The following is an 18,719-nucleotide window of genomic DNA, read 5'->3' as shown; positions in this document are numbered from 1 at the left end:
AAACTTTAGCCCTTGCGGCATTAGTGAAAAACAGGCAAAAATGAAAATGACTATTCACATACAGAAATAATCCGAGGTCATCATGGACCAGCTCATGGCGATGCGCGCCTTTACGCGGGTTGTAGAGTCCGGCAGCTTTACCCGCGCGGCGGACTCGCTGAATATGCCGATCGCCACGCTGAGCAAACTGGTTAAATCGCTTGAGGCGCACCTGGAGATACGCCTTCTGCACCGCACCACTCGCCGGGTGGTCGCGACGCCTGAAGGGATGGAATACTATGAAAAAGCGCTCAGGGTGCTGATTGATATCGAAGATATCGACACCTCGTTTCGCGTTTCCCGCGCGACGCCAAAAGGGCATTTGCGGGTTGACGTGGGCGGATCCACCGCCCGGGACGTGCTCATTCCCCTGCTGCCGGATTTTATGCAGCGCTATCCGGAGATCCGCATCGACCTTGGCGTGGCCGACCGGCCGGTCGATCTCATCAGCGGTAACGTAGACTGCGTGATCCGCGGCGGTCCGCTGGACGATTCAACCCTCATCGCCCGTCATCTCGGTAACGCCGAAATGGTCACCTGCGCGACGCCGGGTTACCTGAGAAATCATGGCGTTCCGGCCTATCCGCAGGAGCTGCGCAACGGCCACAAGCTGATTAGCTATCTCTCGCCCGTCACCGGACGGCCGTTTCCGTTTCGCTTCCGGCAGAACGGCGAGGCGCTGGAAATCAACATTCCGCACTATCTCGGCGTCAATGAAAGTAATGCCCATCTGGCGGCTGCCGCGGCGGGGCTGGGGATCGTTCAAACCTTTGAGTATTCGGCAAAGTCGTATCTGCAGGCGGGAACGCTGACGGCGATCCTGGGCGCCTGGCGCCCTGCCGCGTATCCGTTTCATGTGGTTTACCCGCAAAACCGGCATTTGACGCACAGACTGAAGGTATTTATCGCCTGGCTGGCGGAGGTGTTCCCCGCCGCGCTGAAGGGGTAGCCGGGCGCAAACCCGGCTGTGGCTTAATTGAGCTTATAGTCCAGGGTAATCTCGGCTTTCAGGAGATGCGAGACCGGACAGCCCGCTTTTGCTTTCTGAATAATGCCATCGAACTGCTGCGGGGCAATGCCTGGAACGGTCACCTTGCTATTCAGGGCAACCTTAGTGATGGCAAAGCCGCCGTCGGTTTTATCCAGAGAGACGTCCGCGGTGGTATCAATGGAATCGGCGGTATAGCCCGCTTCGCCGAGCATCAGCGACAGCGCCATCGAGAAACAGGCCGCGTGTGCCGCGCCGATCAGCTCTTCGGGGTTGGTCCCCTTTTCACCCTCAAAGCGGGTATTGAAACCATAAGGCTGCTGATTGAGAACACCGCTCTCGGTGGAAACCGTTCCTTTTCCGCGCTTAATGTCGCCAGACCAGTGTGCCGAACCGTGCTTATGAATAGTCATTCTTGCTCTCCTTTTGGCTTACAAAGGGTTAAGTATAGACTACGCATCTGCCCCACCCTGGAACACAGACAATTCCGGGACTTTCACCTGCTGTACCGACAAAAAGGATAATGATATGGCGCTAAAAATCAGGATGGCCGTTGCCGTCACCACGCTGGCTCTGTCGCTCTCTTCGCTGGCGAAAACGCCGGAGAATTTTATCTATACCAGCTCGGGCGATCTCGACGCGGCGTTTCCGCTCGTTGCGCGAAGCGATATCGGCGGGGTGCAGATCGTTTACAACTGGCGCCTGCTGGAACCCGAGAAGGACAGCTATGACTTCTCGCGGATTGATCAGGATCTGGCGCGCGTTAAGGCCGCCGGAAAAAAGCTCTTTATTCAAATCCAGGATCGTTTCTTTGAGCCGGACGCCCGCTACGTTCCGGACTATCTGATGCGCGACACGCAGTACGGTGGCGGGATTGCGCCGCAGTTCGATAACCCCGGCGAAGGTAAGCCGGTCGGGTCAGGATGGGTGGCGCGTCAGTGGGATCCTGCCGTTCGCCAGCGCTACCAGGCGCTGCTGGCCGCCCTCGCGAAACGCTTTGACGGCGAGGTGTATGGGGTAAACCTGCCCGAAACCGCCATCGATCTCGACGAAAAAAATCCGCCCGCCGGATTTACCTGCGACAGCTATTTCGCGGGTGAAATGGAAAACCTGGCCTTTGCGCGAAAGGCTTTTCAGAAATCACACGTGGTGCAGTACGTTAACTTCTGGCCGTGCGAATGGGATAACGACCACAACTACATGGGGCGTCTGTTTGCGTACGCCAGCGCTAACAATATCGGCCTGGGCGGGCCGGACATTGTTCCCAACCGCAAGGCCCACATGAAGAATGCCTATCCCTTCTTCCATAAAAATAAACAGACGCTGCCGCTCATCGCCATGGCGGTTCAGGAGCCGACCCTGACCTATAAGGATCCTCAGACCGGAAAACCGTTCACCAAAGCGGAATTTGTCCGCTTCGGCGAAAGTTATCTCGGTGCCGATATTATTTTCTGGAGCACGGCGTCTCCCTGGCTAAAGGCGAAGTAATCCCTTCTTATGCCAGGTAGCGCGACAGTTCGTCAAGGAACACGCGCAGCGCGGCAGGCTGGTATTCCCGGGACTGATAAATGCCATGGATGGCAAGCGCTTTCGGCTCAAGCGCCTCCAGTACCGGCACCAGCAATCCCTGTTCCAGCGCGGCAGACGCTTCGCGCTCCGGCAGCATGGCGATACCGCAGTGCTTGATCGCCGCGTCCATCAGCAGCGAAGAGATGCTTGCGCTCAGGTTGCCGCTGACGGCCACGCTCAGGCTTTCACCTTCCGGCGTCAGGAAGTGCCAGGACTGCCCGGCGAAAAAGCTGTAGTGCAGGCAGTTGTGCTGCGCTAATTCTTCGGGGCTGACGGGGGTACCGTGCTGTGCCAGATACGCCGGCGAGGCGCAGAGCACCGAGCGACATTCCCCCAGCCGGCGGGCAATCATGCCGGGTTCGGGATTGTCGGTAATGCGCACGGCAACATCAATGCGCTCTCCTACCAGGCTGACCGGGTGGTTGTTCACGTCCAGCTCGATGCGCAGCTGCGGGTAGCGCAAGAGCAGCTCAGGCAGGACCGGCGCAATCAGGTGCATGGCGGTAAAATGGGCGCAGGCCACCCGCAGCGTGCCTGACGGCAGATCTTTTTCCGACTGGCCCTCGATTTCCTGCGAAATCTGCGAGAGCGTCCGGGTTTTTTGCAGCACCTTTTCTCCTGCAGCGGTCAGCGTCAGCTTGCGCGTGGAGCGGTTTACCAGCCGCGTACCCGCCCACTTCTCCATTTGTTCAAGGTAGCGGCTCACCATCGGTCGGGAAATGCCCAACGCGCGGGCCGCCGCGCTCAAACTGCCCAGCTCGCATATCCGGTTGTAGACCTGAGCGGCGATAACGCGATCCATATAAGCTCCATTTGCTCGATTTATGAAACTAAGCATGTCTTGTTTCAGGAATTCTGGCAAATGCGAATATCCGTACAATAGAGACATTCCTGAACAACAGAGACAACAGCATGAAACTCACTCACCTTGCCCTGCTTTCCACCCTTATCACGCCGGCTGTTTTTGCCGCGCCGTTAACCATTGATACCTGGAACCCGCAGGAAAAAGGCATTTTCCCGGTCTCCTCCACGCTGGTTTCCGGCCCGAAAGAGGCGGTGCTGTTTGACGCGCAGTTCAGCGTGAAGGATGGCGAAGCGCTGGTAGAAAAAATTCGTCAAAGCGGTAAAACCCTGAACAAGATTGTGATCACCTCCGGCGATCCGGATTTCTATTTTGGCCTGCAGCCGCTGGTCAAAGCCTTCCCGAATGCCAAAGTGGTGGCCACGCAGCATGTGGTTGACCATATTAAAGCCACCAAAGACGCCAAGCTCGCCTTCTGGGGGCCGCAGATGAAGGACGGCGCGCCAACGGAGCTGGTCGTCCCGCAGGTGCTTGCCTCCACCACGTTCATGGTTGACGGGGAAAAGGTCGACATCGAACAGCCAGACAGCTATGCGGCGTATGTGTGGATCCCGTCGGCAAAAACGATCCTCGGCGGTACCGGGGTGGCCTGGGGTATTCACGTCTGGACGGCAGACACCCAGACGCCAGAAAGCCGCAAGCAGTGGAAGGAAACGCTGGAGAATATGGCCGCTCACAAACCTGAGCGCGTGATACCGGGCCACTACCTGGGCACTCCACCAGCGGGTACTGGCGCGATTGATTTTACCCGCGACTATCTGCAGCGCTTTGAAAAGGCTTTAGCCGCGCATAAAGATTCCGCAGGCGTCATCAGCACCCTGAAAAAACAGTATCCCGGCCTGGCTGATGAGAGCTCGCTGGAATTAAGCGCCAAAGTGAATACTGGCGAAATGAAGTGGTAATTTAAAAATGGCTCCTGCTATATTTCCTCGATAGCAGGAGCCCCGCAAAAATATCCCCGCCGTTACGCGTCGATATAGCCACACCTTTTAAAAGCGCATAAAAGCATGCACTTATATTATTTTTATTTCTAAGATGAATCTGAACCACAACCGGGAAAATATTTGCCATTCTCTTTATGAATTAAATTTTTTGCGAGCCGTACCATTAAACAGACAACGACACGGAGGCAGCATGTTTACTTATTACCCGGCTAATACTGCAGCAGCACAACCTGAACTCGTTAACGCGATTGCGCAGGGTCTTCACGCCGAGCACGGTGCTGTGACTGAAGATGACATTTTGATGGAACTGACCAAATGGGTGGAATCCACGGATAATGACATCCTCAGTGACATCTACCAGCAGACCATTAACTACGTCGTCAGCGGGCAAAACGCACCCTTGTAAAAACCTGCTAAGCTGGATCTGCAACCTAAGGGGTTACATTTCGTTTGCGTAAGCAAACTGGTCCTTAAAACTATCAACAGGATTGAGGAGTTAACATGAAATCGAACCGTCAGGCACGCCATATTCTGGGATTGAACTACAAGCTTTCCAATCAGCGTAAAGTGGTGATTGAAGGCGACCACGAAACGCAGGTCACTCACGCCACGGGCAGAAAACGCCACGCGGGCAAGTAAGTTCCAGACTGAGATCCAGAACACCATCGGTAATCCCGGTGGTGTTTTTGTTTATGTGTTGCGGTAATTAATATTTAGCTCCTTTATAATACCGTCGGACCGCACCCCATCGCACAGGCCAGAAAGATGACAAACAGCAGTGTCAGGGACGGATCTTCATAAAAAGAGTGAGTGACATGGACAACAAACTGAAAAAACATCGTTCCTTATACATCCCATACGCCGGACCGGTTTTACTCGAATTCCCCCTGCTCAATAAAGGCAGCGCCTTCAGCATGGAAGAGCGCAGCAGCTTTAACCTGCTGGGTTTACTGCCCGAAGTGGTTGAAACCATTGAAGAACAGGCGGAGCGCGCGTGGATCCAGTATCAGGGTTTCAAAACTGAAATCGACAAGCACATCTACCTGCGCAACATTCAGGACACCAATGAAACCCTCTTCTATCGCCTGGTGCAGAACCATCTCGAAGAGATGATGCCGGTGATCTACACCCCGACGGTGGGTGCGGCCTGCGAGCGTTTCTCAGAGATCTATCGTCGTTCACGCGGGGTATTCATCTCCTATCAGAACCGTCACAACATGGACGATATTCTGCAGAACGTGCCGAACCACAATATCAAAGTGATTGTGGTGACCGACGGCGAACGTATTCTCGGCCTCGGCGACCAGGGCATTGGCGGGATGGGGATCCCAATCGGTAAGCTCTCACTCTACACCGCCTGCGGCGGCATCAGCCCGGCGTATACCCTGCCGGTAGTGCTGGACGTCGGCACCAATAACCAGCAGTTGCTCAACGATCCGCTCTATATGGGCTGGCGCCATCCGCGCATCACCGACGACGAGTACTACCAGTTCGTCGACGATTTCATCCAGGCCGTGAAGCACCGCTGGCCGGACGTTCTGCTGCAGTTTGAAGACTTCGCGCAGAAAAACGCGATGCCGCTGCTGAACCGCTATCGCGATGAGAACTGCTCCTTTAACGACGACATCCAGGGCACCGCGGCCGTGACCGTGGGTACGCTTATCGCCGCCAGCCGCGCAGCCGGCAGCCAGCTGAGCTACCAGAAAATCGTCTTCCTGGGCGCAGGCTCTGCGGGCTGCGGTATCGCCGAGCAGATTATCGCCCAGACGCAGCGCGAAGGCTTAAGCGAAGAGCTGGCCCGTTCCCGCGTCTTTATGGTTGACCGTTTCGGCCTGCTGACCGACGCTATGCCGAACCTGCTGCCGTTCCAGAACAAGCTGGTGCAGAAGCGCGAGAACCTGAAAAACTGGGATACCGACAACGAAGTCCTGTCCCTGCTGGACGTGGTGCGCAACGTGAAGCCGGATATTCTGATCGGCGTTTCCGGGCAAACCGGCCTCTTCACCGAAGAGATCATTCGCGAGATGCACAAGCACTGCGAGCGCCCTATCGTGATGCCGCTTTCCAACCCGACCTCCCGCGTGGAAGCGACGCCGCAGGACATCATCGCCTGGACCGAAGGTAACGCGCTGGTCGCGACCGGCAGCCCGTTCGACCCGGTGGTGTGGAAGGATAAAACCTATCCGATTGCCCAGTGCAACAACTCTTACATCTTCCCGGGCATTGGGCTGGGCGTGATCGCTTCCGGCGCGTCCCGCATTACCGATGAGATGCTGATGTCGGCGAGCGAAACCCTTGCGGGCTACTCGCCGCTGGTCAACAACGGTGAAGGGCTGGTGCTGCCGGAGCTGAAGGACATTCACAAGGTGTCGCGCGCTATCGCGTTTGCGGTAGGTAAAATGGCGCAGCAGCAGGGCGTGGCGGTGAAAACCTCTGCCGACGCGCTGCAGCAGGCCATCGACGACAACTTCTGGAAACCTGAATACCGCAGCTATCGCCGTACCTCGATTTAATTCTGCCTTCCGACCGTTCCCTCTCCCTTTGGGAGAGGGAATTACATTTGTACCCCCACTAGCCAAACCCCTTTTCCCCCGCTACACTCCCTTCATCCATCAACCTACTGAATATATAAGGAGGCCAATTATGCTGTATCGTGAAATTTTCAATGTTTCACATACATTTGGTGATCGCACCAGCTCAAGCGTTATCGGTATCGTGCTGCGATAACTTCTGCTTGAGCGAAGACACCAACCCCTGAAATCCCTTCTCTCGGGCTTACTGAGTTATCGTCAGCGATGTTTGACGAGGCATAAACATGCCTGTAACTCTTGGGTAAGCAACAATGAGCACTTTACTCACTGCACAATCTTTACGCGTTGATACGGCGTTTGGCACGCTCTTCGACTCACTCTCCTTTACGCTGAAAAAAGGCGACCGCATTGGCCTGCTGGGCGACAACGGCTGCGGTAAAAGCACGCTGCTGAAGGTGCTGGACGGTACTGACTCCCCCGCCGCCGGAACGGTCGCGCTGGCCGGGCACTGCCTGATGGCGCGAGTGGAGCAACATCTCCCGGACGCCATTTTCCCGCTGACCATGCTGGATGCCGTACTCGCACAGCTGCCTCTGGCTGAGCGCGATAGCCTGCGCTGGAAAGCCGAAACGCTGCTGGCGAGCATGGGCTTCACGCCGCAGGATATGATGCTGCAATCCGCCACGCTGAGCGGCGGGCAGCACACCCGCCTGCTGCTGGCGCGGGCGTTGATTCACGAGCCGGACCTGCTCCTGCTCGATGAACCCAGCAACCACCTTGATTTGCCGACCATGCTCTGGCTGGAACACTTTCTGCAGAACTGGTCGGGCAGCTTTGTGCTGGTCTCGCATGACAGACAGCTGCTGGATGCCGTCACCAACGGCAGCTGGATCCTGCGCGATAAAACGCTGCACTACTTCGCCCTTCCCTGCACGGCAGCCCGCAAGGCGCTTGAAGCAAAGGATGAAAGCGACGCGCAGCGCCACAAGGCGGAGCAAAAGGAGATCGACCGCGTGACCGCCAGCGCGAAGCGGCTGGCGACCTGGGGCAAGGTTTACGACAACGAAGACCTGGCCCGCAAAGCCAAACAGATGGAAAAACAGGTCGAACGGCTGAAGGAGAGCCAGACGGCACTCACGGCAGGCAGCCAGTGGACGTTAACCCTGCGCGGCGACGCGCTGCGGGCCGACCGTTTGCTGGAAATGGAGAACCTCGACGTGCCTCCTGCACCTGGCCTGCCGGCGTTGTTCAGCATCGAAATGGCGCGGCTGAAAAGCGGCGATCGCGTGGCGATTGTCGGTCGCAATGGCTGCGGAAAATCGTCGCTGATGAGGCTTATCTGGCAACAGTTTGCCGATGAGTCCGCAGACAGCGGGTTGAAAATCCATCCGCGCGTGTCGCCAGGCTATTACGACCAGACGCTTCACCAGCTTGCTGACAACGCCACGCTGCTCGACGCGCTGGAGCCTTTCGCACCGGATCCGCAGAACCGCAAAATGGCGCTGATAAGCGCGGGTTTCCCGTGGTCGCGTCACGGGCAAACGGTCAGCACGCTCAGCGGTGGCGAACGCTCGCGCCTGCTGTTCGTTGGCCTGACGCTTGCCCGCTACAGCCTGCTGATGCTGGATGAGCCGACCAACCACCTCGACATGGAAGGCAAAGAGGCGCTGGCGCAAACCCTTCAGCAGTTTGAAGGCTGCGTCCTGCTGGTCAGCCACGATCGCCAGTTAATTAGCCAAAGCTGCAACCGTTTCTGGCTGATTGAAGAGGGAAAGCTGAGCGAGTGGCACGATGCTGAGGCGGTGTTTGAACGCCTGCGTGAAAGCGCAGGGCTGGCGACACCCGCCGCGCCCGTCATCGACGCGGCGACGGTTCCATCCTCGCCGTATGACGATCTGCTCGAACGGCTGGTCGCGCTGGAAACGCTGCTGGAAGACGATCTGGCGCGTAAGCCGAAGCATCAAAAGCCGCAGCTGCAGGCGCAATGGCGTAAAGAGATTGAGGAAATAGAAGCACTGCTGTAAGTCTGCGCCCGCCGGGTCTCTCTCGGCGGGCCAGTTTTTTCCCCCTAAATTATTAGAGGAACGCCGTATTCTTATTCTGAAATCGGATTAAATGATGACATTATGTTGCCGTTGCCTTGCATTACAGCCCCAAAGCACTAATCCTTGAGGAGTATTACACCTGCTATGCAGATACTCATCATGAACAAGGAGATACACATGAAGGCTGCTGTTGTCACTCAGGATCATCAGGTTAATGTCACCGAAAAAACCTTACGCCCGCTAAAGCACGGGGAAGCCCTGCTGAAGATGGAGTGCTGTGGCGTATGCCATACCGATCTCCACGTGAAGAACGGTGATTTTGGCGATAAAACCGGGGTTATCCTGGGCCACGAAGGGATTGGTATCGTAAAAGAAGTTGGCCCCGGCGTGAAATCGCTGAAAGTCGGCGACCGCGCAAGCGTGGCCTGGTTTTTTGAAGGCTGCGGCCACTGTGAATACTGTAATACCGGCAACGAAACCCTGTGCCGCGACGTGAAAAACGCCGGTTACTCCGTTGACGGCGGCATGGCGGAAGAGTGCATCGTCACCGCGGATTACGCCGTAAAAGTGCCGGACGGTCTGGAATCCGCTGCGGCCAGCAGCATCACCTGCGCCGGGGTCACCACCTACAAAGCGGTAAAAATTTCCGGTATTAAACCGGGCCAGTGGATCGCAATCTATGGTCTGGGCGGTCTGGGCAACCTTGCGCTGCAGTACGCCAAAAACGTCTTTAACGCCAAAGTCATCGCTCTCGACGTTAACGACGAACAGCTGAAGCTGGCGGCCAGCATGGGTGCGGATTTAACCATCAACTCCCGCAGCGAAGACGCCGCAAAAATTGTGCAGGAGAAAACCGGCGGCGCGCATGCCGCAGTCGTTACTGCCGTCGCAAAAGCGGCCTTTAACTCAGCCGTTGACGCCGTGCGTGCCGGTGGCCGCGTGGTCGCGGTTGGCCTGCCGCCGGAAGCGATGAGCCTCGACATTCCGCGTCTGGTGCTGGACGGCATTCAGGTGGTAGGTTCCCTGGTCGGCACCCGTCAGGATCTGCAGGAAGCGTTCCAGTTTGCCGCCGAAGGTAAGGTCGTGCCGAAAGTCACGATGCGTCCAATCGAGGACATCAACGCCATCTTTAAAGAGATGGAACAGGGCCAGATCCGCGGCCGTATGGTGATTGACCTGCGTTCATAATCGTTCATCTTTCATTACCGCTCCTCGCTGGAGCGGTTTTTTTATAGCCATTTTCCGGCAATCCTTATCTTAATTCCTTTGTTCCCTTGTTTTCCCCCGCGCCCGATGATGAATCCGACGCTAACAAGAAGATAACAAAGGAATTCACCATGCATACCCCATTTCGTCTGCCGCTGCTGACGGCGCTGATCCTGGCGACAACCGCAGCCTGGGCAGCAGATGCGCCCGTCAAAGGCGGCACGCTGATTTATCTGGAGCAACAGGCGCACACTAACCTCTATCCGCCTGCCGGTGGCTTTTATCCGAACGGCGGCATTCTGAATCAAATCACCGACAAACTGACGTGGCAGAACCCAAAGACGCTGCAGGTCGAACCCTGGGTCGCAGAAAGCTGGACCACCAACGCCGATAAAACCGAATACACCTTTAAGCTTCGTCCCGGCATCACCTTCTCCGATGGCACGCCGCTGGACGCCAACGCCGTGGCGAAAAACTTTGATACCTACGGTTCAGGCAATAAGGCGCAGCGCCTGCCGGTGTCAGAAGTGATTAATAACTACGATCGCAGCGAAGTCATCGACCCGCTGACCGTGAAGTTCTACTTCAAAAAACCGTCGCCGGGGTTCCTGCAGGGCACCGCCACCATTGGCTCGGGTCTGGTCTCGCTCAGCACGCTGAAGCGCAACTTCGAAGAGCTGGGTGATGCCCGCCACATCATCGGTTCCGGCCCGTTTGTGGTGAAGGACGAGAAGCTGGGTCGTGAAGTGACGCTCGAAGCCCGCAAAGACTACCAGTGGGGACCGAAAAACCTGACGCAACAGGGGCCCGCCAATCTCGATGGCATCAAGTTTATTGTGACTCAGGAAGACAGCGTGCGCGTCGGCGCCCTGCTGGCCGGTCAGGCCGACTTTATTCGCCAGGTGCAGGCGTATGACGAAAAGCAAGCGACAGACCAGGGCTATAAGATCTACGCCGCCCCGACGCGCGGGGTGAACGACAGCATCAGCTTCCGCCCGGATAACCCGCTGGTCTCCGATATTCGCGTTCGCCAGGCGCTGCTGCATGCCACCAATGCAAAACAGGTGGTCGAGACCCTCTTCTCGGCCAACTATCCGCAGGCGAAGTCCGTGATTGCCGGTTCCGCCGCAGGCTTTGTCGATCTCAGCGACAAATTGACCTTTGACCCGGCAAAAGCCAACCAGCTGCTGGACGACGCGGGCTGGAAAGCAGGCAGCGACGGGATCCGCGCCAAAGACGGCCAGCGGCTGGCGCTGACGGTATACGAATCTCTGCCGCAGCCGCAAAACAAAGAGGTGCTGCAGCTGGTTGCCCAGCAGTGGCGACAGGTGGGCGTGGCGCTGAACGTCAAAGCCGGTGACGCAGGCAGCCGAACGCTGGATAACCTTGACCCGCTGAAAACCCCGTTAACCGTTTCCGAAGTGGGCCGCGCCGATCCGGACGTGGTGAAAAGCATGTTCTACCCGGCTAACCGCGACGCGCTGCTGCAAAAAGGCGGATCCAGCGACAAGGTCAAAAACTTCCGTGACGACAGGCTGAATGCGCTGCTGGTGAACATTTCGGCTGAGGTCGACCCGCAAAAACGCCTGCAGCTGACGGGAGACGCCCAGCGCTACCTGCTGGATAACGCCTACGTCATTCCGATTTTCGAGGAGCCGCAGGTCTTTGCCGGTGCGCCGTGGCTGAAAGGCGTGAATTTCGAAGCGGTTGGCCGCCCGTCGTTCTACGGCGCGTGGATTGAGAAACACTGAGGAGCCGACGATGCGCCACGCACTTCTTCAACGTTTAGGGCACGGGCTGCTGGTACTGTGGGCCGCCTTTACCCTCTCGTTCGTGTTGCTCCAGGTGCTGCCGGGCGACGCGGTGCTGATTAAATTTCAGAACCCGGACCTGGGCTTAAGCCCGGCGCAAATCGAGGAGATGCGAGTGGCCTACGGCGCGGACAGCCCGCTGTGGCAGCAGTACGGCCACACGCTGCTGGCGATGCTGCGCGGCGATTTCGGCTATTCGCTACAGGCAGGCGTGCCGGTCAGCGAGCTGATTGCCAGCAATCTGCCGGATACCCTGAGCCTCGCCCTGCCCGCCTTTTTGCTCGCGGTCCTGCTGGCGTTTGCGCTGGCCTTTGCGTCGCGTCTGCCGGGGCTGCGCTGGCTGAGCAATACCCTTCAGTCTCTGCCGGTCCTGTTTATCTCCTTACCGACGTTCTGGCTGGGGATTGCCCTCATCCAGCTCTTTTCTTTTCAGCTGCGGCTGATCCCGGTGATTAACCCGACGCCGCTGCAGGGGCTGATCCTGCCGATCGTGACCGTTGCGATCCCGATCTCCGCCCCGCTGGCGCAAATCCTGATGCGCAGCCTGGACCAGGTGGCGACGCAGCCGTTTGTCGCAGTGGCCCGCGCCAAAGGGCTGAGTGAAACCGCCGTCCTGTGGCGTCACGTGACCGGCAACGCCCTGCTGCCGGTCCTGAACATTGCCGGACTGCTGCTGGGCGAGCTGATTGCCGGGGCGCTGATCACCGAAACCGTTTTTGGCCGCAGCGGGCTCGGGCAGCTGACCCAGCAGGCGGTGAATAATCAGGACATCGCCGTGCTTCAGGCGGTCGTGATGATTTCCGCCCTCGGTTTTGTCCTGATCAACCTACTGGTGGATCTGCTGATGCCGCTGCTGGATCCCCGTCTGCAAACCGTTACCGGAGGTGCATCATGAGTCTGGTCGATTACGCGGCCGCCGCGCGAAAACGCGTTCCTGAGTGGCAGGGAGTGGAATGGCAGCCGGGGCTGTGGCTGGCATGGGCGGTGATTATTCTCGCCGCTTTTGCCGCCGTAGCGCCCGGCCTGTTAACCCACTACAGCCCGATTGAGGGCATCGCCGGGGCACAGCGCCTGGCGCCGCAGGCGGGTCACTGGCTCGGAACCGATCAGCTTGGCCGCGATGTTTACACGCGTATCGTTTATGGCGCCTCCCACTCCCTGAGCGCGGCATTGGCCGCCGTGACGATGGGCCTGGTGGTCGGCACCGGCTTAGGGGTAATTGCCGGGGCGTTCGCCGGACGCGTCGAGTCTCTGCTGATGCGCTTCGTCGACGTGTTGCTCTCCATCCCGTCTCTGCTGCTCTCGCTGACGGTGATTATTCTGCTCGGGTTTGGCACCGTTAACGCCGCGATTGCCGTCGGCGTTGCCTCCATTGCCAGCTTCGCCCGCCTCGCGCGCGGTGAAGTCGTGCGTATCCGCCATACGGATTATGTCGAAGCGGCGTTTGGCAGCGGCGGGACGTTTTTCGCCGTGCTGTGGCGACACATCCTGCCCAACGCATTAAACGCCGTCCTGGCCTTTGCCACGCTGCAGTTTGGTCAGGCCATCCTGGCGCTCTCCACGCTGAGCTTTCTCGGCTACGGCACCCCGCCGCCGGTGCCGGAATGGGGCTTACTGATTGCCGAAGGCCGTAACTATCTCTCTACCGCATGGTGGCTCACCACCTTCCCCGGCGTGGTCGTCATCGCCGTGGTGCTGGCCACCAACCGTATCAGCCAACAGTTCAGCGGAGGTCGCTAATGACCGTGCTCTCAGTGGAAAATTTGACGATTAGCTACCGTACCGCTCGCCAGTGGCGAGAGGTGGTGCATAACGTCAGCTTCACGCTTGAACGAGGGGAAATGCTGGCGTTTGTCGGCGAATCCGGATCCGGCAAAACGACCACGGCGCAGGCGATCATTGGCCTGCTGGCCGATAACGCCCGGCGCGATGCGGGAAAAATATCGCTCAACGGCGAAGAGATTAGCGGATGGTCCGCTAAGCGTCTCGATACCCTTCGCGGAGCGCGAATTAGCCTGGTGCCGCAGGATCCGGGTAATTCGCTCAACCCGGTGAAAACCATCGGTGCGCAGGTCGGAGAAATCATTCAGCTCCACAACAAAGTGACCCGCGCCGAGCGCGACGAGCAGGTGCTCGCCCTGCTGACAAAGGTCGGCCTGAGCCACCCCGAACAGCGCATGACGCAGTATCCCCATCAGCTCTCCGGCGGGATGAAACAGCGCGTGCTGATTGCCATCGCGATAGCGCTGCGTCCGGACGTGATCGTTGCCGATGAGCCCACCAGCGCGCTGGACGTGACGGTGCAAAAACGCATTCTCGATCTGCTGGATATCCTGCGCCGGGAATCGGGTACCGCCGTTCTGTTTGTCACCCACGATCTGGCGCTGGCCGCACAGCGCGCGGACAGGCTGCTGGTGTTTCGCGATGGCGAGGTTCAGGAACAGGGCAACACCGCCGATATCGTCCGCACGCCGCAGCACGCCTACACCCGCCAGCTGTTGAGCGATCTCCAGGGCCAGCGCCTGACCATCGCCCCGGTGGCCGGTCGCCCGCTCGCGTCACCGGCCATTCGCGCCCGCGCCATCAGCAAACAATTCTCCCTGGGCAAAGGTCATCAGCTTCAGGCGCTGGATCGGGTAACGTTTGACGTCAGGCGCGGCAGTACGCATGCGCTGGTCGGTGAATCCGGCTCCGGGAAAACCACCCTCGCCCGTATTTTGCTGGGTTTTGAACAGGCCGACAGCGGACAGGTCATTATTGATGATATTGATGCCACCACGCTCAGCCGCGAGGCCCGCCGTCAGCTGCGCCAGAAGATCCAGTTTGTCTACCAGAACCCGTTTGCCTCTCTCGATCCGCGTCAGACGCTGTTCGAGATCATCGAAGAGCCCCTGAAGAATTTTTCTCGCCTCGGTAAGGCGCAGCGAAAACTCCGGGTGGAGACGGTGGCGCAGCGGGTTGCCCTGCCCGTCGAATTCCTGACCCGCACCGCCCGGGAGCTTTCAGGCGGACAGCGCCAGCGCGTTGCCATCGCCCGGGCGCTGATCCTGGAGCCGACCATTCTGGTGCTGGACGAAGCCACCTCCGCGCTGGACGTCACCGTGCAGGCGCAGATCCTGGCGCTGCTTCAGCAGCTGCAGCAGCAGCTGGGATTGACCTACCTCTTTATCACGCACGATCTCTCCACGGTTCGCCGGATCGCCCACAGCGTCACGGTGCTGCGCAGCGGTCAGGTGGTCGAACAGGGTGACGTCGGAACCTTATTCGCGTCGCCGCAGAATGACTATACCCGCGAGCTGATTGACGCCATTCCCCATTTTTCACCCGCTACGGAGGAGTTCGCATGACGCGAAAACGCCTGGGATTTTTCACTCGCCTGCTTGACGACGCTGCGCCGAAGGAGCGCTATCGTCTGGCAACGGAACAGATCCGCCACGCCGAACGCCACGGTTTTGACAGCGCCTGGATTGCCCAGCACCACTTCCACGAAAGTGAAGGCGGCCTGCCGTCGCCGCTGCTGTTTCTGGCGCACGTAGCCGCGCATACCGAAACCATCCGCCTGGGCACGGCCATCATTACCCTGCCGATGGAAAACCCGCTGCGCGTCGCGGAAGATGCCGCCGTACTCGATTTACTCGCCGATGGTCGTCTTGAGGTCGGTTTTGGTTCGGGCGGCACGCCAACCTCCTTTCTGCCGTTCGGCCTGACCTTTGAGGAGCGCGGCGCGGCGTTTGCTGACCATCTGCATGTGATCCAGAGCGCCTGGCGCGGGGATTCGCTGACCCATCCGGATAACCACCTTTACCCGCCTGCGCCGCAGCTGGCCGACCGTATCTGGATTGCCACCTTCTCTGTTGACGGAGCCGTTCGCGCCGCCCGGGCCGGACACGGGTTAATGCTCTCGCGCACGCAGCCGCGCCCGGCAGATCGGCCTGATTTAACGCTCGACGAGATCCAGAACCCGATTGTGGATGCCTACCTTGAGGCGCTGCCTGCGGGCATCGCACCGCGCATTCTGGCCTCCCGCACGGCGTTCGTCGCCGACAGCGACGACTATGCGCTCAGGGTCGCCACGCCGGGCCTTACGAAACAGGCCCAGCAGCATCGCGCTGCCGGGCACACGGTCAAAGGTGACAGTGTCACCGATTATCGCCGCCAGTTTGACGCCCATATTGGTTCGCCCGATACGGTGCTGCATTCGCTGAATGCTGATTCCATTCTCAGGCGCGCCACGGATATCTCATTCCAGGTCCATTCGGTCGAACCTACGCATCGCGACACGCTGCGGTCCATCGAACTGATCGCCGAACGTATTGCCCCCCACATCCTTTGAGGAGACCCCTATGTCGTTAAGTCAGGACATTCTCGCCGAGCTGGCGGAAATTAAACCCGGTTCCCCTCTGGCAGAGGCGCGCGCCACGCGTGATGCCGCCACGCGCCACGCGCAGGGCAGCTACGAAATTCTCTTTAGCCAGCAGGATGCTGATTTTGCACTGGACGAGCGCTTCGCCGTGGCGGCAAAAGTCGCCAGGTGGCACAGCGCGGAGGCGCTGGCCGCGCACTATGCGGGATTTGGCCTGGCCGACCCGACCTCAGAACGCCTGACCCCGGCGCTGAACTTCGCGCGCCTGCTGACGTTCTCCCCCGTCGAAGCGACGCCCGCAGCGTTAAGGGCGCTGGCCCAGGCGGGATGGAGCAAGGAAGGCATTGTTACCCTGGCGCAGCTTATTGCGTTTGTGAGCTTCCAGAGCCGACTCATCACCGGGCTGCGGCTGCTGAACGACAGGCCCGTCGCCAGAAGCGATGCGCCGGTGGCGGCGGGCATCTGGCACACGACCGCAACAACGGTCACCGGAAAGGCGGCCCCCGTCGCGTTCACCCGGCAGGAGCTGGGATGGGAGCCGTGGATAGCGGCCAAACCGCTGGCGGATTTCCGTGACGATGAGGTTGCCATCCTGGCGAAATTTGGCCATACCGATTCCGACTACTTCCGCCTGCTGGCGCGCAACCTGCCGGTGCTTGAACAGCGCACGTTAACGGATAAAGGAATTTTTTATACATCGGGGGGATTGCCGCGCGCCGAGCGCGAGCTGGCCGCAACGGTCGCCAGTAAAATCAACGGCTGCATTTACTGCGCATCTGTCCATGCGCGTAAAGCCAGCCAGCTGTCAAAGGATGACGCGGCGGTAGAAGCCCTGCTGGCCGTGAGGCCGGGGCAGTCCCTGAGCGAGGGGCAATCTGCACGCTGGCAGGCGGAAATCGATTTTGCGGCGGCGCTGTCGGTCACGCCGCCCGCCGCCACGCCGCTGCACCTTGCCGCGCTGGAAAAAGAGGGGCTGGATACCTTAGCCCAGCTTGATCTGGTGCAGTCCGCCGCATTCTTCGCCTGGGCCAACCGCCTGATGCTGACCCTCGGCGAGCCCTGGCTTGCCTGAATTAAAATCAGGCTAGCGCGCGAGCGTTAGCCTGAGCCCGTCTGGCCCGCAGGTAACCATAGATCAGCAGTGCACTCATGGCCGAGAACGAGAGTATCGCTGCAGGCAGCGTGACGTAGCGCCAGCTAAAGCCGAAGGTAATCATCATCCCACCAAAGTACGCCCCGATCGCGCTGCCGAGATTAAACGCCATCTGCCCTCCTGCCGCCCCCAGCATTTCACCGCCCTTCGCATTTTGCAGCAGCAGAATTTGTAGCGGCGCAGAGAGCGCGAACAGCCCGGCACAGCAGATAAAGCCCATGACCAGCGAGGCCGTTTTCAGTTCACCTAAGGCAAAAAGCAGCAGCAGCGAGGCGACAATCACCATGTCGGTGGTGGCCGCAATGCGCAGCGGGCTAAAACGCCCCGAGAGTTTACCGCTCAGCAGATTGCCCAACACCATGCCAAGCCCCATCAGCATCATGATGGCCGTCATCATCCCTTCTGAATAACCGGAGACGTTGACCATAAACGGCTTAACAAAGCTGAACCACGCGAACACCCCGGCGTTGCCAAACATGGTGGCAGCAAAAATCAGCCAGGGTTCTGGTTTTTTCAGAAAGTGCAACTGCTCGGTCAATTTGATTTCTGATGTGTCGCGGATGTCCGGCACCCAGAGCAGAACCGAGAGGATCACCAGCGCATCGAACACGGCAATCAGAAAAAAGGTATAACGCCAGCTGAACTGGTGCCCGAGCCAGGTGCCCAGCGGAACGCCCATCAGGTTCGCCACGGTCATACCGGCGATCATCCCAGCCACCGCGACCGTCACCTTACCCGGCGGCGCAATTTTCGACAGGATAATCGCCCCGACGCCAAAAATAGCCCCGTGCGGAAAGCCGGAAATCAGCCGCCCCACCGCCAGCCAGAAATAGGACGTGGAAAACGTGAACAGGGCATTACCGACAGCGGACATCGCCACCAGAAACAGCAGCGTGGTCTTTAACGAAAACTTGCCTGAGAACAGCGCCACAACCGGGGCGCCAATCACTACGCCGAACGCATAAAACGAGATCATATTCCCGGCGGAGGGAATCGAAATGCCGGTGTCATGTGCCAGCTCGGTTAACACGCCCATAATGCCAAATTCGGCCATTCCGAGGCCAAATGTGCCAAGCGCCAACGAAAAAATTGTCTTTTTCATACTTCAACCACGGGTTAATCACACGCGACGGACATTATTGAATAATCTTGTATGGTGAGCCAGTTCAAATCAGCTGGCTGACAGGTTAATCCATTAATTCAGGTGG

Annotated in this window: 17 protein-coding genes; 14 read left to right on the top strand and 3 right to left on the bottom strand. The window is 58.7% G+C overall.

What is annotated here, in order from left to right:
* Positions 1 to 82: 82 nt before the first annotated feature.
* Complete coding sequence (locus NUX24_RS12475; protein ID WP_257831855.1) at positions 83 to 988, top strand: LysR family transcriptional regulator; 906 nt, start codon at positions 83 to 85, stop codon at positions 986 to 988.
* Between the two features lie 23 nt (positions 989 to 1,011).
* Here NUX24_RS12475 and NUX24_RS12470 read toward each other — a convergent pair whose 3' ends face one another.
* The gene (locus tag NUX24_RS12470; RefSeq protein ID WP_257831850.1) at positions 1,012 to 1,440 is read right to left on the bottom strand and encodes an OsmC family protein; all 429 of its coding nucleotides are present in this window, start codon (positions 1,438 to 1,440) and stop codon (positions 1,012 to 1,014) included.
* Between the two features lie 115 nt (positions 1,441 to 1,555).
* Between NUX24_RS12470 and NUX24_RS12465 the strand changes: the two genes are divergently transcribed.
* The gene (locus NUX24_RS12465; RefSeq protein WP_257831848.1) at positions 1,556 to 2,515 is read left to right on the top strand and encodes a hypothetical protein; all 960 of its coding nucleotides are present in this window, start codon (positions 1,556 to 1,558) and stop codon (positions 2,513 to 2,515) included.
* A gap of 7 nt (positions 2,516 to 2,522) precedes the next feature.
* Here NUX24_RS12465 and NUX24_RS12460 read toward each other — a convergent pair whose 3' ends face one another.
* Entirely contained in the window at positions 2,523 to 3,398 is an 876-nt protein-coding gene (locus NUX24_RS12460) for a LysR family transcriptional regulator (RefSeq protein ID WP_257831847.1), read from the bottom strand.
* A gap of 110 nt (positions 3,399 to 3,508) precedes the next feature.
* Between NUX24_RS12460 and NUX24_RS12455 the strand changes: the two genes are divergently transcribed.
* The 12 genes from NUX24_RS12455 to NUX24_RS12400 all read left to right on the top strand — a co-directional run bounded on the left by NUX24_RS12455 (position 3,509) and on the right by NUX24_RS12400 (position 17,430).
* Positions 3,509 to 4,360 carry a Vmh family MBL fold metallo-hydrolase gene (locus NUX24_RS12455; RefSeq protein WP_257831845.1) on the top strand — a complete coding sequence of 284 codons (852 nt, stop codon included), beginning with the start codon at positions 3,509 to 3,511 and terminating at the stop codon, positions 4,358 to 4,360.
* Positions 4,361 to 4,592: 232 nt separating this feature from the next.
* Positions 4,593 to 4,808, top strand: coding sequence for a biofilm-dependent modulation protein (gene bdm / locus NUX24_RS12450; RefSeq protein WP_013096534.1), 216 nt, complete (start codon positions 4,593 to 4,595; stop codon positions 4,806 to 4,808).
* Between the two features lie 95 nt (positions 4,809 to 4,903).
* Complete coding sequence (gene sra / locus NUX24_RS12445) at positions 4,904 to 5,041, top strand: stationary-phase-induced ribosome-associated protein (protein ID WP_008501714.1); 138 nt, start codon at positions 4,904 to 4,906, stop codon at positions 5,039 to 5,041.
* 176 nt (positions 5,042 to 5,217) lie between these two features.
* Positions 5,218 to 6,915, top strand: a complete 1,698-nt coding sequence (locus NUX24_RS12440; protein WP_257831837.1) for an NAD-dependent malic enzyme — start codon at positions 5,218 to 5,220, stop codon at positions 6,913 to 6,915.
* A 329-nt stretch (positions 6,916 to 7,244) separates the two neighbouring features.
* Complete coding sequence (locus NUX24_RS12435; RefSeq protein WP_257831835.1) at positions 7,245 to 8,957, top strand: ABC-F family ATP-binding cassette domain-containing protein; 1,713 nt, start codon at positions 7,245 to 7,247, stop codon at positions 8,955 to 8,957.
* A 198-nt stretch (positions 8,958 to 9,155) separates the two neighbouring features.
* Positions 9,156 to 10,166, top strand: coding sequence for an alcohol dehydrogenase AdhP (gene adhP, locus NUX24_RS12430; protein ID WP_047348428.1), 1,011 nt, complete (start codon positions 9,156 to 9,158; stop codon positions 10,164 to 10,166).
* Positions 10,167 to 10,315: 149 nt separating this feature from the next.
* Positions 10,316 to 11,935 carry a TIGR04028 family ABC transporter substrate-binding protein gene (locus tag NUX24_RS12425; protein ID WP_257831830.1) on the top strand — a complete coding sequence of 540 codons (1,620 nt, stop codon included), beginning with the start codon at positions 10,316 to 10,318 and terminating at the stop codon, positions 11,933 to 11,935.
* Positions 11,936 to 11,945: 10 nt separating this feature from the next.
* Positions 11,946 to 12,890 carry an ABC transporter permease gene (locus NUX24_RS12420; protein WP_047368609.1) on the top strand — a complete coding sequence of 315 codons (945 nt, stop codon included), beginning with the start codon at positions 11,946 to 11,948 and terminating at the stop codon, positions 12,888 to 12,890.
* Entirely contained in the window at positions 12,887 to 13,735 is an 849-nt protein-coding gene (locus NUX24_RS12415; protein ID WP_257831826.1) for an ABC transporter permease, read from the top strand. Before NUX24_RS12420 ends, NUX24_RS12415 begins: the two co-directional genes overlap by 4 nt.
* Complete coding sequence (locus NUX24_RS12410; protein WP_047650988.1) at positions 13,735 to 15,342, top strand: ABC transporter ATP-binding protein; 1,608 nt, start codon at positions 13,735 to 13,737, stop codon at positions 15,340 to 15,342. Before NUX24_RS12415 ends, NUX24_RS12410 begins: the two co-directional genes overlap by 1 nt.
* Positions 15,339 to 16,328: a putative FMN-dependent luciferase-like monooxygenase gene (locus NUX24_RS12405; RefSeq protein WP_257831823.1), complete on the top strand. Its 990-nt coding sequence runs from the start codon at positions 15,339 to 15,341 to the stop codon at positions 16,326 to 16,328. Before NUX24_RS12410 ends, NUX24_RS12405 begins: the two co-directional genes overlap by 4 nt.
* 10 nt (positions 16,329 to 16,338) lie before the next feature.
* Complete coding sequence (locus NUX24_RS12400) at positions 16,339 to 17,430, top strand: alkylhydroperoxidase domain protein (RefSeq protein ID WP_257831821.1); 1,092 nt, start codon at positions 16,339 to 16,341, stop codon at positions 17,428 to 17,430.
* Positions 17,431 to 17,437: 7 nt separating this feature from the next.
* Here NUX24_RS12400 and araJ read toward each other — a convergent pair whose 3' ends face one another.
* Entirely contained in the window at positions 17,438 to 18,613 is a 1,176-nt protein-coding gene (gene araJ, locus NUX24_RS12395) for an MFS transporter AraJ (protein WP_257831819.1), read from the bottom strand.
* Positions 18,614 to 18,719: the final 106 nt, after the last annotated feature.

Source organism: Enterobacter sp. HG048 (genome assembly GCF_024702055.1).
Lineage (GTDB): Bacteria > Pseudomonadota > Gammaproteobacteria > Enterobacterales > Enterobacteriaceae > Enterobacter > Enterobacter dykesii.
This window is presented reverse-complemented; position numbering and strand designations above follow the sequence as displayed.

Coding starts and splice junctions, on each gene's coding strand:
- NUX24_RS12475 (WP_257831855.1), top strand. CDS start 83: ATGGACCAGCTCATGGCGATGCGCGCCTTTACGCGGGTTGTAGAGTCC.
- NUX24_RS12470 (WP_257831850.1), bottom strand. CDS start 1,440: ATGACTATTCATAAGCACGGTTCGGCACACTGGTCTGGCGACATTAAG.
- NUX24_RS12465 (WP_257831848.1), top strand. CDS start 1,556: ATGGCGCTAAAAATCAGGATGGCCGTTGCCGTCACCACGCTGGCTCTG.
- NUX24_RS12460 (WP_257831847.1), bottom strand. CDS start 3,398: ATGGATCGCGTTATCGCCGCTCAGGTCTACAACCGGATATGCGAGCTG.
- NUX24_RS12455 (WP_257831845.1), top strand. CDS start 3,509: ATGAAACTCACTCACCTTGCCCTGCTTTCCACCCTTATCACGCCGGCT.
- bdm (WP_013096534.1), top strand. CDS start 4,593: ATGTTTACTTATTACCCGGCTAATACTGCAGCAGCACAACCTGAACTC.
- sra (WP_008501714.1), top strand. CDS start 4,904: ATGAAATCGAACCGTCAGGCACGCCATATTCTGGGATTGAACTACAAG.
- NUX24_RS12440 (WP_257831837.1), top strand. CDS start 5,218: ATGGACAACAAACTGAAAAAACATCGTTCCTTATACATCCCATACGCC.
- NUX24_RS12435 (WP_257831835.1), top strand. CDS start 7,245: ATGAGCACTTTACTCACTGCACAATCTTTACGCGTTGATACGGCGTTT.
- adhP (WP_047348428.1), top strand. CDS start 9,156: ATGAAGGCTGCTGTTGTCACTCAGGATCATCAGGTTAATGTCACCGAA.
- NUX24_RS12425 (WP_257831830.1), top strand. CDS start 10,316: ATGCATACCCCATTTCGTCTGCCGCTGCTGACGGCGCTGATCCTGGCG.
- NUX24_RS12420 (WP_047368609.1), top strand. CDS start 11,946: ATGCGCCACGCACTTCTTCAACGTTTAGGGCACGGGCTGCTGGTACTG.
- NUX24_RS12415 (WP_257831826.1), top strand. CDS start 12,887: ATGAGTCTGGTCGATTACGCGGCCGCCGCGCGAAAACGCGTTCCTGAG.
- NUX24_RS12410 (WP_047650988.1), top strand. CDS start 13,735: ATGACCGTGCTCTCAGTGGAAAATTTGACGATTAGCTACCGTACCGCT.
- NUX24_RS12405 (WP_257831823.1), top strand. CDS start 15,339: ATGACGCGAAAACGCCTGGGATTTTTCACTCGCCTGCTTGACGACGCT.
- NUX24_RS12400 (WP_257831821.1), top strand. CDS start 16,339: ATGTCGTTAAGTCAGGACATTCTCGCCGAGCTGGCGGAAATTAAACCC.
- araJ (WP_257831819.1), bottom strand. CDS start 18,613: ATGAAAAAGACAATTTTTTCGTTGGCGCTTGGCACATTTGGCCTCGGA.